At 34.6% G+C, this 16,354-nt stretch carries 9 protein-coding genes; 1 reads left to right on the top strand and 8 read right to left on the bottom strand.

Annotated elements, in window-relative coordinates:
* Positions 1-85: 85 nt before the first annotated feature.
* The 5 genes from clpX to TETH514_RS11580 all read right to left on the bottom strand — a co-directional run bounded on the left by clpX (position 86) and on the right by TETH514_RS11580 (position 6,492).
* Complete coding sequence (clpX, locus tag TETH514_RS11560; protein ID WP_009052704.1) at positions 86-1,360, bottom strand: ATP-dependent Clp protease ATP-binding subunit ClpX; 1,275 nt, start codon at positions 1,358-1,360, stop codon at positions 86-88.
* Between the two features lie 21 nt (positions 1,361-1,381).
* Entirely contained in the window at positions 1,382-1,969 is a 588-nt protein-coding gene (gene clpP, locus TETH514_RS11565) for an ATP-dependent Clp endopeptidase proteolytic subunit ClpP (protein ID WP_003868372.1), read from the bottom strand.
* A 5-nt stretch (positions 1,970-1,974) separates the two neighbouring features.
* On the bottom strand, positions 1,975-3,273 hold the full coding sequence (tig, locus tag TETH514_RS11570) for a trigger factor (protein ID WP_009052705.1): 1,299 nt from the start codon (positions 3,271-3,273) through the stop codon (positions 1,975-1,977).
* Positions 3,274-3,584: 311 nt separating this feature from the next.
* Positions 3,585-4,628: an IS30 family transposase gene (locus TETH514_RS11575; protein WP_009052524.1), complete on the bottom strand. Its 1,044-nt coding sequence runs from the start codon at positions 4,626-4,628 to the stop codon at positions 3,585-3,587.
* A gap of 262 nt (positions 4,629-4,890) precedes the next feature.
* The gene (locus tag TETH514_RS11580; protein ID WP_003867589.1) at positions 4,891-6,492 is read right to left on the bottom strand and encodes a CTP synthase; all 1,602 of its coding nucleotides are present in this window, start codon (positions 6,490-6,492) and stop codon (positions 4,891-4,893) included.
* 359 nt (positions 6,493-6,851) lie between these two features.
* Between TETH514_RS11580 and TETH514_RS11585 the strand changes: the two genes are divergently transcribed.
* Positions 6,852-7,670, top strand: a complete 819-nt coding sequence (locus TETH514_RS11585) for a histidinol-phosphatase (protein ID WP_003867588.1) — start codon at positions 6,852-6,854, stop codon at positions 7,668-7,670.
* A gap of 48 nt (positions 7,671-7,718) precedes the next feature.
* Here TETH514_RS11585 and serA read toward each other — a convergent pair whose 3' ends face one another.
* The 3 genes from serA to TETH514_RS11600 form a co-directional block, all read right to left on the bottom strand.
* On the bottom strand, positions 7,719-9,314 hold the full coding sequence (gene serA / locus TETH514_RS11590; RefSeq protein WP_009052116.1) for a phosphoglycerate dehydrogenase: 1,596 nt from the start codon (positions 9,312-9,314) through the stop codon (positions 7,719-7,721).
* A gap of 13 nt (positions 9,315-9,327) precedes the next feature.
* Positions 9,328-10,410 carry an alanine--glyoxylate aminotransferase family protein gene (locus TETH514_RS11595; protein WP_003867586.1) on the bottom strand — a complete coding sequence of 361 codons (1,083 nt, stop codon included), beginning with the start codon at positions 10,408-10,410 and terminating at the stop codon, positions 9,328-9,330.
* A 203-nt stretch (positions 10,411-10,613) separates the two neighbouring features.
* Complete coding sequence (locus TETH514_RS11600; RefSeq protein ID WP_009052115.1) at positions 10,614-15,944, bottom strand: SH3 domain-containing protein; 5,331 nt, start codon at positions 15,942-15,944, stop codon at positions 10,614-10,616.
* Positions 15,945-16,354 lie beyond the last annotated feature (410 nt).

Consider the following 16,354-nt stretch of genomic DNA (forward strand, 5'->3'; position numbering starts at 1 on the left):
TATGCAATATAACCAAGCCCCCTTCCCATTCACTATTTTAGTATGTGAAGGAGAAGGGGGATTGATGTAAAAATTCTCTATTTTTTTACGAAACAGACTCCGTCTTTTTTATTTTCTTTTTGGCTTTTTGAGCATCTGAGTAAACCAATGTTGGCGGAGCCTTCTTTAGTACCGTCTCCTCTGTAATTATACACTTTTCTATGTTGTCACTGGATGGTATTTCGTACATCACATCCAACATAATTTCCTCTAAGATTGCCCTCAGTCCTCTTGCGCCGGTCTTTCTCTCCAAAGCCATATCTGCAATGAGCCCTAAAGCTTTCTTATCAAATTCAAGCTTTACACCATCTAATTCAAACAATTTTTCGTATTGTTTTGTCAGCGCATTTTTGGGCTCTGTCAAAATCCTTACTAAGTCATCCTTACTCAATGGGTCTAATGTAACTACTATTGGCACCCTTCCTATAAACTCGGGTATCATACCGAATTTAAGAAGGTCCTGTGGCATTATATGACTTAAAATTTCGCTTAAGTCTTTTTCTTTTCTGCTCTGTACTTCTGCGCCAAATCCTAAGCTCTTTTTCCCTATTCGGGATTCTATTATTTTTTCTATGCCTTCAAAAGCGCCACCACATATAAACAATATATTAGTTGTGTCAATTTGTATAAACTCTTGATGAGGATGTTTTCTTCCACCTTGTGGCGGCACATTTGCAATGGTCCCTTCTAAAATTTTTAACAAAGCCTGTTGTACGCCTTCGCCTGAGACGTCACGAGTAATAGAGGGATTTTCTGACTTTCTCGCTATTTTATCTATTTCGTCAATGTAAATTATACCTTTTTCAGCTTTTTCTATGTCATAATCTGCTGCTTGTATAAGCTTTAAGAGTATATTCTCTACGTCTTCACCAACATATCCAGCCTCAGTTAGAGAAGTAGCATCAGCTATTGCAAAAGGAACATTTAGAAGTTTTGCCAGTGTCTGAGCCAATAAGGTTTTACCAGAACCTGTGGGACCTAAAAGTAAAATATTGCTCTTTTGAAGTTCTACATCGTCTGGCTTTATCCTGCTGTTAATTCTCTTATAATGATTGTAAACAGCAACAGCTAAAGCTTTTTTAGCTTTTTCCTGCCCAATTACATATTGGTCAAGAAATTCTTTTATTTCCTTTGGCTTAGGAAGTTCTCCAATTCCCATATCAATATCTTCTTCAAATTCTTCATTTATAATTTCTTGACAAAGTTCAATGCATTCATCACAAATATACACACCAGGCCCTGCAACTAGCCTCTTTACCTGGTCCTGTGTCTTTCCGCAAAAGGAACACTTTAGTTGTTTTTGATTATCATATTTGACCATAATTTCACCTCTTTTGGGGCATCATCTTTTATTCCTGATGAGAACCTCGTCTATAATGCCATACGCTTTTGCATCCTCCGCGTCCATGAAAAAGTCCCTCTCAGTATCTGCCTTTATCTTTTCAATAGGCTGCCCCGTATTTTCTGCAAGTATTTTATCCAACTTATCTCTTAATTTTAAAATCCTTTCTGCATGAATCTTAATGTCAGTAGCTTGACCCTGCATGCCCCCTAAAGGCTGATGTATCATTATTTCGCTATTAGGAAGTGCAAATCTTTTTCCTTTCGCGCCTGCTGCCAGTAAAAATGCAGCCATGGATGCCGCCATTCCGACACATAGAGTCACTACATCTGGTTTTATATACTGCATAGTATCATAAATGGCAAAACCTGCTGTTATTGAACCTCCTGGACTATTTATATAAAGCCAGATGTCTTTATCAGGGTCTTCAGCTTCCAAGAACAAAAGCTGTGCAATAACTAAACTTGCCGTAGTATCATTTATTTCTTCTCCTAAAAAGACAATCCTGTCTTTTAGCAAACGTGAAAATATGTCGTAAGAACGTTCGCCTCTATTTGTCTGCTCTACAACAATAGGTACAAGACTCATAATAATCACTCCTCTTTACTTATTATTTTACACTTACTGAAAATAAAGTCAATCGTCTTATAATAAGCTATATCCTCTTTTATGCTGTTTATCTGGCTTTCAGTAAGACTTTTCTTGAATTCTTCCAAATTTATTCTGTAATTCGCTGCCATCTCTTTTAATTTATTTTCTAATTCTTCCTCTGTAACTTCAATATTTTCCACTTTGGCAATTTTGTCTATGACAAGTTGAGTTTTTACTCTATTTAAAGCTCCATCCCACATCTCTTTTCTTAAATTTTCTAAAGTCTTCCCTGTAATTGATAAATAGCTATTTAAATCTAAACCTTGATATCTCAAATTATAATCTAAATCCCTCAAAGAAATATCTATTTGCCTTTCCACCATAACATCTGGTATATCAACTTTTGCGTTTTCTACAACTTTCATTACTGCTTTCTCTTTCATTTCATTTTCTGCTTCTACCCTATTTTTTTCTTCTAATTTCTTCCTTATATCAGCTTTTAATTCATCTAACGTTTCAAATTCACTTACATCTTTTGCAAATTCATCGTCTAACTCTGGCAGTTCTTTTTTATTTAAAGCCTTAAGAGTGACTTTAAAAACAGCTGATTTGCCTCTTAATTCTTCTACTCTATAATCTTCAGGAAAAGTAATATTTACATCAAAAGTCTCATTTACATTGTGGCCTATTATTTGGTCCTCAAACCCGGGAATAAAAGTATTGCTACCTAATTCTAATTCATAATTTTCAGCTTTACCGCCTTCAAAAGGCTTACCATCAATAAATCCTTCAAAATCTATTACAGCAATATCTCCGCTCTCAGCCGGTCTTCCTTCTACAGGCACAATCCTCGCATTTTGCTGTCTTAATTTTTCTAATTCGTATTCTACATCCCCATCGTACACATTATACTCTATTTTTTCAATTTCTATGCCTTTATATTCACCTAATTCTACTTCAGGCATTACAGGTACTGTTGCCTCTAAAATCAAATCTTTCCCTTTCCCAATTTGTAAAATGTTAATATCTGGGTAATCAACAGGTTCTAAATTAAACGTTTTAAGAGCTTCCTTATACGCCTCATCAAAAACATACTCTACAGCATCTTCATAAAGGACTCCTTCACCATAATATCTTTCTACAATTACTCTCGGAGCCTTTCCTCTTCTAAAGCCGGGTACATTAAATTTAGATGCATTCTTTTTAAAAGCAAAATTTAAACCCTCTTCAAATTTTTCACTCGGTATTGTAAGTTCAATCGTCGCAACACTTTTCTCTAATTTTTTAAGACTCACACCCATTAAGCAAATCCTCCTATTCTCTTTCTTTCGTATAAAGTCTTCTAAACTTATAATATTATAACATAAAAAAACGGTGAATCAAACTCAAGTTGTTGTAATTTTATGCAAAAAAAATAATATAAATTGCAATATTAAATGCAACACCTAATGAAAATCATGTAGATATAGGATTTGGAACAAATCATATATAACCTTAAGCCCATCTTAGTTAACAAATTGAGCGAAGGTCGTGATTTGTCAAGGGTTTAAGTCAGGCGAAGCCTGCCCCTTGACAAATCACGAACGAGCTCTATACTTTATAAGAGATGGGCTTAACAAATTTTTGCCAGTTCCTCATAAAAGCATTCTTTAGGTGTTTTATAATTTAACAATTTTCGTGGAAGGTTATTAAGCCAATTTTCTACTTTCTTTATCGTATCTATAGATAAATCTCTAATACTTTTTCCTTTAGGGATAAAACGTCGTATAAGACCATTATGTCGTTCATTTGTACCTCTTTCCCAAGATGAATATGGATGTGTATAATATACTTCTACGCCATATTCTAAAAGAGCACTTTCTAAATCACTAAACTCTGTACCATTATCAGATGTTATTGTTTTAAAGACCTTGCTTAAATTGTCACCAAACATATCTTTTAATTTTGATAGTGCATCTTTAACAGATTTACTGTCTTTTGTATCCAATAGTAATATTATTTCATGGCGAGTCTTACGCTCTATTAATGTTAAAAGGACCTTGTCATTAGACTTCTTGCCAATTAACGTATCTATTTCCCAATGCCCAAAAACTTCACGGCTTTCAACTTCTTTAGGCCTAAAATCAATACTTTTACCCATAATACGTTTATTTTTACGGTTTTGTTTCTTCCTTGGTTTTAAACGTAGTTTTAAAGGTAAATCAATGTTTTTAACTTTTAATAATCCTCTATCTATATAGTTGTAGAGTGTTTTAGTACAAACAATGGTTTTATTATTCCAACTTGGGTCCTTCTTACAATAACCTACAACTGCGTCTGGTGACCATTTTTCATTTAATATTTTATTTTCAGCATATTTCAAAAAATCTTCTGCTTTAGCTGCTTTAAATTTAGCTCCACAATTTGAACGATTTTTTTCGTAGACAGCCTGACCAGTTTCAGGAAAATAGCTTGTATAAGAAGACAAATCACTTCTAAGTTGTGTAGTAGTTCCACGTTTAATTTCACGGCTTATAGTACTTGGAGATCGATTAAGTTTTTTAGCAATATACCGAATGCTCCTTCCTTCCTTGAGTAATGCATAGATTTCTCCTCGTTCATAGCTACTTAAATGTTTAAAAGAACGCTTTTTTGTGGTACAATTATTATGAACCATAGTGAAAATCCTCCTTGTATGATGTTTAGTTGACACCTATATCATACACGATTTTCACTATGGTTTCTATTTTTTTATCTGTTGCATTTAATTATACAACTAACCACCCCTTTTTTTATTTATAATTTGCAAATAAATTTTTCAACTCATCAGTTGTATTTTATTTACTTTTATATATATATTTTCGGATTTATTAGCTAATTGTTTAAATACCTATTTCACATATAAATTATGGGGTACAATCATCTTACCCCCACAAAAATTACCCTTTAATCTTTAATATAGCCCCTATAAAATCCCTAAACAGAGGATGAGGTTTTAAAGGCCTTGATTTAAACTCTGGATGAAACTGGGATGCTACAAAATAAGGATGGTCCTTTAATTCTATTATTTCCACCAACCGTTCATCAGGAGAAAGTCCTGAAAGTACAAGGCCTTTTGAAGTTAAAAGTTCTCTGTATTGGTTATTAAATTCGTACCTATGTCTATGCCTTTCATATACTAATTCGTCTTGATAAGCCTGATAAGCTTTTGTACCTTCAATCACTTTGCAAGGATACACTCCTAATCTCATGGTACCGCCTTTTTCATCTATATCTTTTTGTTCAGGCATAAGGTCTATTACAGGATAGGAAGTATTTGGGTCAAATTCTGTAGAATTAGCTCCTTTTAGTCCTGCTACATTTCTTGCAAATTCTATTACAGCGCATTGCATACCAAGACACAATCCAAGATAAGGGATTTTGTTTTCCCTTGCATATTGTATAGCTCTTATCTTCCCTTCAATGCCTCTATCGCCAAATCCTCCAGGCACTAATATGCCGTCTGCACCTTTTAAAAGTGTTTCTACTGTCTCATCATTCACATGCTCTGCATTTACCCATCTTATATTCACAGCAGCGCTATGATAAACCCCTGCGTGTTTTAATGCCTCTACCACACTTATATATGCATCATGAAGGTCTACATACTTACCTACTAACGCTACTTCTACCTCTTTTATGGGATTTTTTTCTCTTTCTACATATTCTCTCCACTCTTTTAAATCCGATTGGCCAAGTGGCAAATTTAATCTTTTTAACACATATTCATCTACTTTTTGTCTTTCTAATTCTAATGGTACTTCATAAATTGATTCTACATCCCTATTTTCTATAACAGCTTCTACACTTACATTGCAAAAAAGAGCAATCTTTTCTTTTAAGTCCTGTGTTAAAGAAAGTTCTGTTCTACATACAATCATATCCGGTTGAATACCTATAGAGCGCAGTTCTTTTACGCTATGTTGAGTAGGTTTTGTTTTTAATTCCCCTGTCTTTCCAAGATGAGGTACTAATGTGACATGAATAAACATTACATTTTCTCTTCCTTGTTCAATTGCTACTTGTCTTATAGCTTCAAGGAAAGGAAGACTTTCTATGTCTCCTACTGTACCACCAATTTCGGTTATTACTACATCCACATTCTTTTCTTTTGCAACTCTGTATACTCTTTCTTTAATTTCGTTTGTTATATGAGGTATTACTTGTACTGTGATACCAAGATAATCCCCTTTTCTCTCTTTTGTAATGACAGACCAGTACACTTTACCTGCTGTTACATTGCTATTTTTTGTAAGATTAATGTCTATAAATCTTTCATAATGGCCGAGGTCTAAATCTGTCTCTGCACCATCCTCAGTGACAAAAACTTCACCATGTTGGTATGGACTCATTGTACCAGGGTCTATGTTTATATAAGGGTCAAATTTTTGTACTGCAACTGATATGCCGCGGCTTTTTAAAAGCCTTCCCAATGATGCAGCAGTTATGCCTTTCCCAAGAGAGGATACAACTCCTCCTGTTACAAAAATATATTTTGTCATTATCTCACCTCTTAAGTGTATTATCGTTTTTTATGATTAATTTTTAAGTATTTTTAACCCATAAAAAAATCTCTATTTTGGAAAAATAGAGACTCGTATCCCTTTTAGATTTAAATGGATTTTTTTGTTTTTTTACAATACCGCCAGTACATAAAAAAACACCTCGTAAAAATAAATACTCATTTATTATATAGTATTTTTAGGTGATTGTAAAGAGGATGGAACCCCTCACTTCACAAAATAAAACACCTATTGTAATTATTATAACACAAGTTGCATTAGTTTTTGCAAAATATTATAATGTTTTAAGATGCTAAAGAGAAAAACGAGGATTTTGAGTTGTTTAAGGAGGAAAAATTATGGCTGCAGATTATCACGTCCACATAGAAAATGGGCCTTATACAATAGAATGGCTTAAGAAGTTCATTGATGTAGCACTACAAAAAGGTTTAACTGAGATTGGCATTTCTGAACACGGACATAGATTTAAAGAAGGGTACAATGCGTATAAAAGTGACGGTTTTAGAAGCGAATGGATAAAAAACTACATGAACCAAAACATTTCTGAGTATGTTGAATTAATTACTGAAGCAAAAGCAATGGGTTTGCCTGTAAAATTGGGCATTGAAGCGGACTACTTCCCAGGAAAAGAAAAAGAAATAAAAGAATTTATTGAACCTTATCCATGGGATTATGTGATAGGGTCTGTACATTGGATTGAAGATTGGGGGATAGACCTTGAGGAATCTATAGAAGAATGGAAACTATGCGATGTTGATTCGGTTTATCTTGAGTATTTTAACATAGTTGAAAAGATGGCCAAAACAGGCTTATTTGATATTATAGGACACATTGACCTTGTAAAAATTTTTGGATTTAGGGCAAAGCCTTATACCTTTGATAAAATAAAGCGAAACATCGAACAAATCTCAAAAACAGGGATTGTAATTGAGGTTTCTACTGCAGGCTTTAGAAAACCAGTAGGAGAGATTTATCCTTCAAAAGAAATAATGGAAATGGTTAAAGAATACAACATACCTGTTGTGATAAATTCTGATGCCCATAATCCTTACGATGTGGCACGAGATTTTGACAAGGCTTATGCTTATGTAAAATCATACGGGATAAATACTCTTTATTATTTTGAAGGGAGAAAAAGAACACCTTATAATATTTAACCTTATAATATTTAAAGGAGCAAGAAAAAACTTGCTCCTTTTTTTATATTAACCCCTTACCGCTCTTGCTTTTATTATGCTATTTAATTTATTTAGAGACTCTACCGCTTCATCAGGAATTTCTCTGTCCGTACTTACAATCATTAATGCTGTTCCATCATTTTTATTGGGGCTTACTTGCATAGTGGAAATGTTTATGCCAAAGTCTCCTAATACATTTCCTATGTGACCTATAACCCCTGGCACGTCTTTATTCTTGACAAATAGCATGTACTCCGTAGGTTCAAAATTTACTTTATGTCCCATATACTCTACAATTCTTATTTCTTCTCCATATGTGGTTCCTGCAAATTGTGTCGTTTTGCCATTGGTATCTGTAATTTTGAGAATAATAAGGCTTGAATAGTGGTTTATTTCTTCGATTTTCCCCTCTACAACTTCTATTCCCATTTCTTTTGCCCTTAATCTAGCATTTACAACACTTACATCCTCCTCCAATACAGGCTTTAAAAAGCCTTTAAGAGCATAGAGAGTAACAATATCTGTATTAGTTCTAGAAATCTCTCCTCTATATATCACTTCAACTAATCTAACAGGAGTATCATTTATTTGATAATAAAGTGCTCCCATGGCTTCAGCCAATTTCATATAAGGTTTAAGCTGTGAAAATTCGTCGGATTTTACCCCGGGTAAATTTACTATATTTCCGTAGAGATTACCGTTTAAAGCCGAGATTACTTCTTGAGCAATGGATATGCCTATGTTTTCTTGCGCTTCATAAGTTGAAGCTCCAATGTGAAGAGTAAAAACAACATTTGGCAGTTCAAGAAGAGGATTGTGAAAATCTTGTCGTTCTACATTATATTTAGGTTCTACTTCAAGAACGTCTAACCCTGCTGCCGCTACAATGCCCTCTTTAATAGCATTGTAAAGGGCTTTTTCATCAATGATGCCTCCTCGTGCGGCATTTACTATTCTAACTCCCTTTTTCATTTTTTTGAACTCTTTTTCGCTGAGCATTTTTTTGGTCTCTTCCGTTTTTGGGAGGTGAATTGTTATAAAGTCTGATTGCTGAAGCAATTCATCTAAAGTAACTTTTTCCACACCGTATTTTTCAAAACGTTCATCTGGCATATAGGGATCATATGCAATTACTCTCATATTAAATGCTGCAAGTCTAGACGCCACAAGAGAACCAATTCTTCCTAATCCTATTACGCCGACAGTTTTTCCGTTCAATTCAACGCCTTTGAATTTATCCCTTCTAAAGTCTCCATTAAGACCAGCATGATATGCCTGCGGTATATTTCTGGCTATAGCCAGCATAAGACCAATGGTCAATTCCGCGGCAGCAACGATATTTCCAGCAGGAGTATTTACAACAAGGATTCCTTTTTCAGTAGCTGATGACACATCAATGTTGTCAACACCATTTCCCGCACGACCTATGACTTTTAATCTTTCACCTTTTTCGATAAGTTCTCTATCTACTTTTGTAGCACTTCTAACAATAATAGCGTCATAATCTTTAATAATTTCTAAAAGCTCATCTCTTGAAATATTAGTTTTCACGTCTACGTCAGCGTGTTTTTTTAGATATTCAATGCCATTTTCTGATATTTTCTCTGTGACAATTATCTTCAAATTATATCCCTCCTTACCCCTTTATTGCGTCTTTCAACGCCTCAAGAGTTTCAGTAAGCATTTCTTCAGTCACATAACCCATGTGACCTATTCTTATAATTTTCCCTTTTAAAGGTCCTTGTCCTCCTGTTATCAATACCCCATGTTTTTCTTTCATGTGATTTATGATCTCTGATGCTTTGTACTTTTCAGGAACTTTTATAGCAGTTATTAAATCAGAAGCTATGTCTTCTTCCGGCAGCAGTTCTAATCCCAAGCTCTTTACGTATTCTCTCACTCTTTTCCCATATGAGGCTTGCCTTTTGTATACATTATCCAACCCAAATTCCAAAAGCATATCTGTCGCTTTTGCTACAGCCATTATTGTAGACACAGCAGGAGTAGCAGGAGTATCAGGATTGGGTTTTAAAACGCCTTCTCTTGCTTTTTTTAAGTTGAAATAATATTTTGGAAGATTAGAAGTCTCCGCCATTTTCCATGCTCTTTCACTTAAAGCGACAAAGCTAAGTCCAGGAGGCGACATAAGGCATTTTTGAGAACAGGTTATTACTGCATCAATACCCCATTCGTCCATTTCAAGAGGTATACCGCCTAAAGAGCTTACAGCATCAACGATGACTACCACACCGTACCTATTAGCAATTTGGGCAATTTCTTTTACGTTATTTGTAACTCCTGTAGAAGTTTCATTGTGAGTGACTAAAAGTGCTTTGTAATTGCCTTTTTTTAATTTGTCTTCCAATACGTTAAGGTCTACTGCATTTCCCCAACCAAAGTCATGAAGTTCCGCATCAAGCCCATAAGCTTTCGCTATATCATAAAACCTCTCTCCAAAGTAACCTATACTGGCGACTAATACTTTATCACCGGTAGAAAAAAGATTTGCAATGACAGCTTCCATTCCACCTGTTCCTGATGAGGTCAAAGTAATAACTTCATTTTTAGTTTTAAATATTTCTTTTAAATTTTTATTAAGATTAGAAAATAATTCATAAAATTCTTCCGTTCTATGGTGTAAAGGTTGCTCACCCGCGACTTTTTTTACCTCCTTCGGCACCATTGTCGGACCTGGTGTCATTAATATCATCTCTTTCATTTTCTCACTCCTTGTTACTAGATGTATATTTAATATGATAAATCAATAAAGTGAAAAATGCAATAGCAAAAAATACATTTGTCTATTATGTAAAGACATTGTTAGAAAAATAACGATTCCTTATAGGCAAACATCAAAATTTTTAGATTCCTCTGTTTTAAAAAAATAGCAAAGCCGCTAACTCGGCTTTGCTATCTTCTCATTCATTTTGTATATTTGGCATATACGTATCCGAATCCACCCTTATACAATATCTTATACCAACCATTGTATTCTCCAACTACTTTCAGTTCTGCCCCATAAGGAACTACTCCTAATTTTGCTGCGCTTGTAGAATTGCTAACTCTCACATTCAGTCCACTTTTAGCAGTGACTTTTACAGTTTTTATGATAGTTACATCAGATGAACTTGATATCACATCAACATATTTTCCATATATATACCCTATCTTGCCATTGTAATTTATCTTATACCATCCATTCACTTCCTCGAGCAGTGTTACTACTGTACCTTTAGAAAGTGTTCCTATAACTTTTGTTGAAGTGCTCGCTTCCTCTCTTACGTTAAGAACCGAAGCTGTAACCCTTCCAGTCTTTACTTCAGAAGAGCTTGGCATTACAGTAACATATACTCCATATATATACCCTGTCTTGCCATTGTAATTTATCTTATACCATCCATTCACTTCCTCGAGCAGTGTTACTACTGTACCACGAGGAAGCACTCCTATCACCTTTGTGGAAGTACTTGCTCCTTCTCTTACATTGAGAGCTAATGCTTTTACAACGCCTTGAAGTTGCGGTTTCTCTTTTACTGTTACATTTACAGATATTGTTTTCCCACCATAATTTATATTAATTACAGTAGTACCTTTTTTGACCCCCTTCACAAGCCCTTTATCTACTGTAGCAATACTTGTGTCTTTAGAGGTATAATTGGCATCTTTTGTTATATCTTTCTCTGTACCATCAGAATATATTCCTGTAACTTTCATCTGGTAAGTTCCATCTATTTGTACTTCTATTAACAATGGCTGAACTATTATATCTCTAAGTACAGCTTCAGTAACTTTAATTGGAACCTCAAAAGAGCTACCTGAATATTCAACTTTAAGTATTGTATTACCTTTCGCAAGTCCTTTAACAACTCCATTGTTGTATTCAGCAATAGTTTTATCTGCTACTGTATATTTTGCAGATTGTGTCACCTCTATTTTTTCACCGTTTGAAAGAATACTGTAAACTTTAATAGCTGACGTCAAACCTGCTGGAACTTCTATAGAAGATGGTTGTACTTCTATTCCCTCTTGTACTGGAGCTACAACTTTAACTTTTATTTCCACAGTTTTATTTTGATACATTGCAGTTACTGTCGTTTCACCTTGTTTTATACCTTTTACAGTTCCATCAGCTTCTACTTTTGCAATGCTTTCATCTGCTGATTCAAATCTTACTTTATTTGTCACATCTACTGTCCTATCTTTAAACTCAGCAGTAATAGCTACTTTTGCTGTTTTACCTGCTGGTATTTCAATTTGATTTGGCTCAGCAGCAACCGAAACTAAATCTACATTTTCAAGAGGCACTTTAATCTGATTTCCTTCATAAGTTAGCATAGCGTAATTTTCTACTTCAGAAGTATATACCCTTGCAGTTATTTTAACTTCTGCAGTATTCATTGCTTCATCTATTGCTTTTATCAAAACAAAAGTATCGCCTTCTCTGCTAAGAGATATTTTTTCCGCAAAAGTATCGTCAAAAGTCGTATAATCGTCTGCCTCTTTGTTGCTCTTCATGTTGCCATTTATATAAAGTTTATACCCAAATCCTGTATCATGTACATTTCCACTAATAATAAGGCTTATATCATTCGGCGAAATATAACCTTTAAGATTCTTTGTATCTAAAGTAATTTCAGGAGTTGTAGTGTCTATATAAATTGGTACTTCAAATTCTGTTTTGTGCTCATGAGTTGATGGATCATTTTCATTATATAAATGATCAATTGCAAGGAATTGTATCTTTTGTCTTCCATCACTGTCAAAGTGTACTGTTGTCTTGAAATTGTTGTTTTCGTCAACTGGCACTAATTCACCATTAATATAAAGTTTACCCATAAACGTTGTCTCATCTTGTATATTCCCTGAAACAACAATATCTCTCGTATTAAATATTTCTCCTACCTGTGGTTCAACTACATTGATTACAGGTCCAAAATTATCTTTTATGTCGATATTAAATGCAATGCATCCATTTTGCCCTATTGTGGTTTCAGAAACATTTCCTGCATAATCTACTCCCACTACAGCAATAAATGTATAGCGATATGGAATTGAAACGTCTGCTACATTTGCATCACTTGGTAATGCTTTTGCTTCCACATTTGTAACATTTCCTGTTATAGGATCAATCTTACCAGTAAGTATAATATAAGAATCTATTCCTGAACCTTCATCCTGACCTCCCCATTCAATTGTAGCCTTCCCATTAGAAATATATATGTCTTTCAAGTAGCCATATTTATCAATGTAGTCTTTATTTATCATAACCTCAGGAGCTATTGTATCAACTTTAACAGGCATTTCAAGAAGTTGTGTCTTAGCATTTGGATAATCTATCTTTGATTCAAAGCACATATAATACTGCCCATCAGGGGCTACTTCAAATTCTCCCGTTGCGGGGTTAAATGCTGTACCATCCCATATCCAAGAATCAGAAATTCTCGCCATAGAAGTTGCTGCTACATTCTTTCTTATATACTCTTCTTGAGTTATCTCTCTTATTACATTTCCATTCTCATCTACAACACTTACTTTAAATTCTCTTGCATTTCTTAAGAAGGAAAGCACTGGTTGTACAAAGTCAAATACACCATCGCCATTAGGAGATATAGCAATTGTAGATGGATCAGGTGTTTTACTACCAAGATTTCCTAAGAAATATAATTCATTGTTTATAACTCCTGCCATACCTGTAAGTCCATAATAAGTGTCATCCTCATAAAGAGGTGAATCTATAATTCTCGGCTCATCCCAACTGCCATAAAAAGCTGTATAAGGTACACTTAACTTTGGAAGGCTGCTGTCCTGGGGAATAAAGCTTAAAAATCCTTCTGCAAAAATATTTTGTAGCGCATTTTGTGGAATTATCAGTGTGACATTTACAGTCGCTTGTCCGTTTGCAGGCACTGTCACAGTATCTTTGTCAAATTTAACCGTCGCCCCTGTAAGGGTTGTTGTTTCGGCAAAGTTAAATCCCCAAAGAACATAATCTGTCAAAACTCCATACTCATCTTTCAAGTTATACGTAACATCGCTATTGCTGTGATTTTTAAGAATCAATGTAAATGTTACACTATTTCCAATACTGCCAAGGGCAATACCGGCTTTTCCATTTGCATCTGTAATTGTAACAGGTGTCTCAATTGCCTTATCTATTTGAATCATACCTGCTCCTTGTTGTCTCGGTGAATAAGGCTTAGGACTTCTTAAGATTTTACCTGTATAAGGAGCAGCATTGTCGTTTGTATCAATTATAACTTTAGCTGTATTCATTGCCATTATTTTAGCCATTTCAACAAAATCTCTGCCATTTTCAAATTTCAATTCGCCTTTAGCAACCCTCTCTTTAAGAACTTCTGCAATTAACGCCATCGCACCTGCCACATGAGGAGATGACATAGAAGTACCGCTCATTAAGCCATAAGAATCTTTGTTAAGTGTTGAATATATTCCGCCGCCAGGTGCCATTATTTCTGGTTTAAAGTCAAAGCTTGGTGTGACACCCCATGAAGAAAAGTCTGTTACATTGTCTCCAGGAGGAGTTCCTAAATTATTAGTCGCTATAGCACCATCAAATTTTACTGTAACTTTTTGCCCTTGATCTAACAAGGCTTTAATTGCAAGACCTGCATCTTTTAAAATAGACACAGAAGGAATTTTTGTACCTTCTCCTAAAGCCATTGATATTGTCCCTGTAGTGTTGTTGTAAATTATTGCAGCTACTGCGCCAGCATTTTGTGCATTTATTGTCTTTGCGTTAAATGTAATAGAGCCTCTTGAAATAAGAGCAACTTTGCCTGATACATCTTTGCCTTGGAAATCCTCAGGCTTACCTAATCCGCAGTATACTACCTCATATTCCCCTTTTAATACATCTGCAGGGTCAATAGGGTCATGGTCTGAAGGACTTCCTACAGAGTATACTACTTTGTCAAATCCTTGTGGTGCAGGATTTACAGAAAAGCTTTTTCCTGTAAGTCCAGGATTTATAGAAGCAGCTACTTGAATAGCATCAAGCCACAATCCAGGCGAACCGACAGTTCCTATATCTGGATCCATTGCATATGGATAAAATTCTGCGCTCGTCGAATAACTGGAGTTACCAGCTGAAACGACAACTATCACGCCATTGTCAACTGCATTTTTTATTGCAACATGCTCAGGATCATCAGGACGCACAAAACCCGCTGTTGAACCAAGGCTCATGTTTATGACATCTGCTCCAAAGGCAACTGCATGGTCAATACCTGCTACTATATCGTCTGAAAAAGCTGATGGGAAATTGGGATTGTTTGTAAATACCTTTTCTACTATGAGCTGCGCTTCAGGTGCAACACCTTTAATATTACCATTTGCTGCAATAATTCCCGCAACGTGTTGTCCATGCATTGACTGTGTAGCACCTATGTCTATAATTTCATCATTGTTGTCTGCCCAGTTCCAACCAACTGGCACTTTTTCTGTGAAATATTTATAAGGAAGGCCTGTCTGAGCTGCTATTTGCTGCACTTTTTCCTTAGTCAATTTCACCCGATTTGGGTCTGCAACTTTCATATCCTGATGTCTATAATCTATTCCTGTATCTATAACTGCTACAACCATTCCTTCCCCTTTATACCCTAATTCATTCCACACAGTAGGAGCATTTGTTGAATAAACTGCCGATGTCATATCAAGGAAATACTCATTTGCAATTCTTACATCCTTTACTCCTGGTAATAGCTTAATTTTTTCTATATCTTTGACTTTTACTTCGCCGCTTATGCCATTTATTGCTGTTTTATAAATATGTCTTACCTTAAAGTTAAAATTTTTAGTTAATTCATTTTTTACTTGATTTTGCTGTTGAGCAATTTTATTTAATATATTTGCTTTTTCAGTTTCTGCTAAAGTTTTAAGAGTTTTGTTAGCTTTTAAAGCATAAGATGCAACGCTGTCTTGTTGTAATTCTATAATAACTCTTACTGTCTCATCGGGAGAATATTTTTCAATTTCTTGCTGAGCGTCCTCTCCTAAATTTTGTATTTCTTTTCCCAGACGCTCTGCAATTTTTGATTTACTCTGATAAGGTTGAAAATTTTGTTTAAAGTTATCCTGAGCAATTTGCTTTAAAAGATTGTAATCGACCTTTAAGAAATCAATTATAAGTTTCGAATACTCTGATGTAGGTATTTGTTGTGAATAGCCAAAAGTACCAAAAGCACTAAATACTAAAGTAAAAACAACAAGAAAAACAAGAAACTTTTTGGCCATAAAATCTTAACCCCCTTGCAACCCCTTTTGTATTTGTTTCGACAAAAATCTATCCTTTTCCCCTTTCATCCCCCCATTCTATAAACTATCTATTTCTAAGGGAACAAGCCCTTAATGCATTATGAACATTCTATTCAATATTATTCTATATAAATCATTTTTTTCCTTCTTGAGGATACTAATTTTTTTTATTTATAAAATTATAATATTGCAAGAATTTATTCATTTTCACTAAAACCAAAAAGTTTCCACATATACTACATATGACCTATATATAACTAAAATACTTTAAAATTTAAGTATTTATTATCTGTTTTTATTATTTTGGTAAATACTTTTTGTCTCTGTTTTTCATCCCAGTAATAAGTAAAGAAACATTTTCTATTATTTTTTAAACCTATCATACACTT

This window comes from Thermoanaerobacter sp. X514 (assembly GCF_000019065.1).
GTDB lineage: Bacteria > Bacillota > Thermoanaerobacteria > Thermoanaerobacterales > Thermoanaerobacteraceae > Thermoanaerobacter > Thermoanaerobacter pseudethanolicus.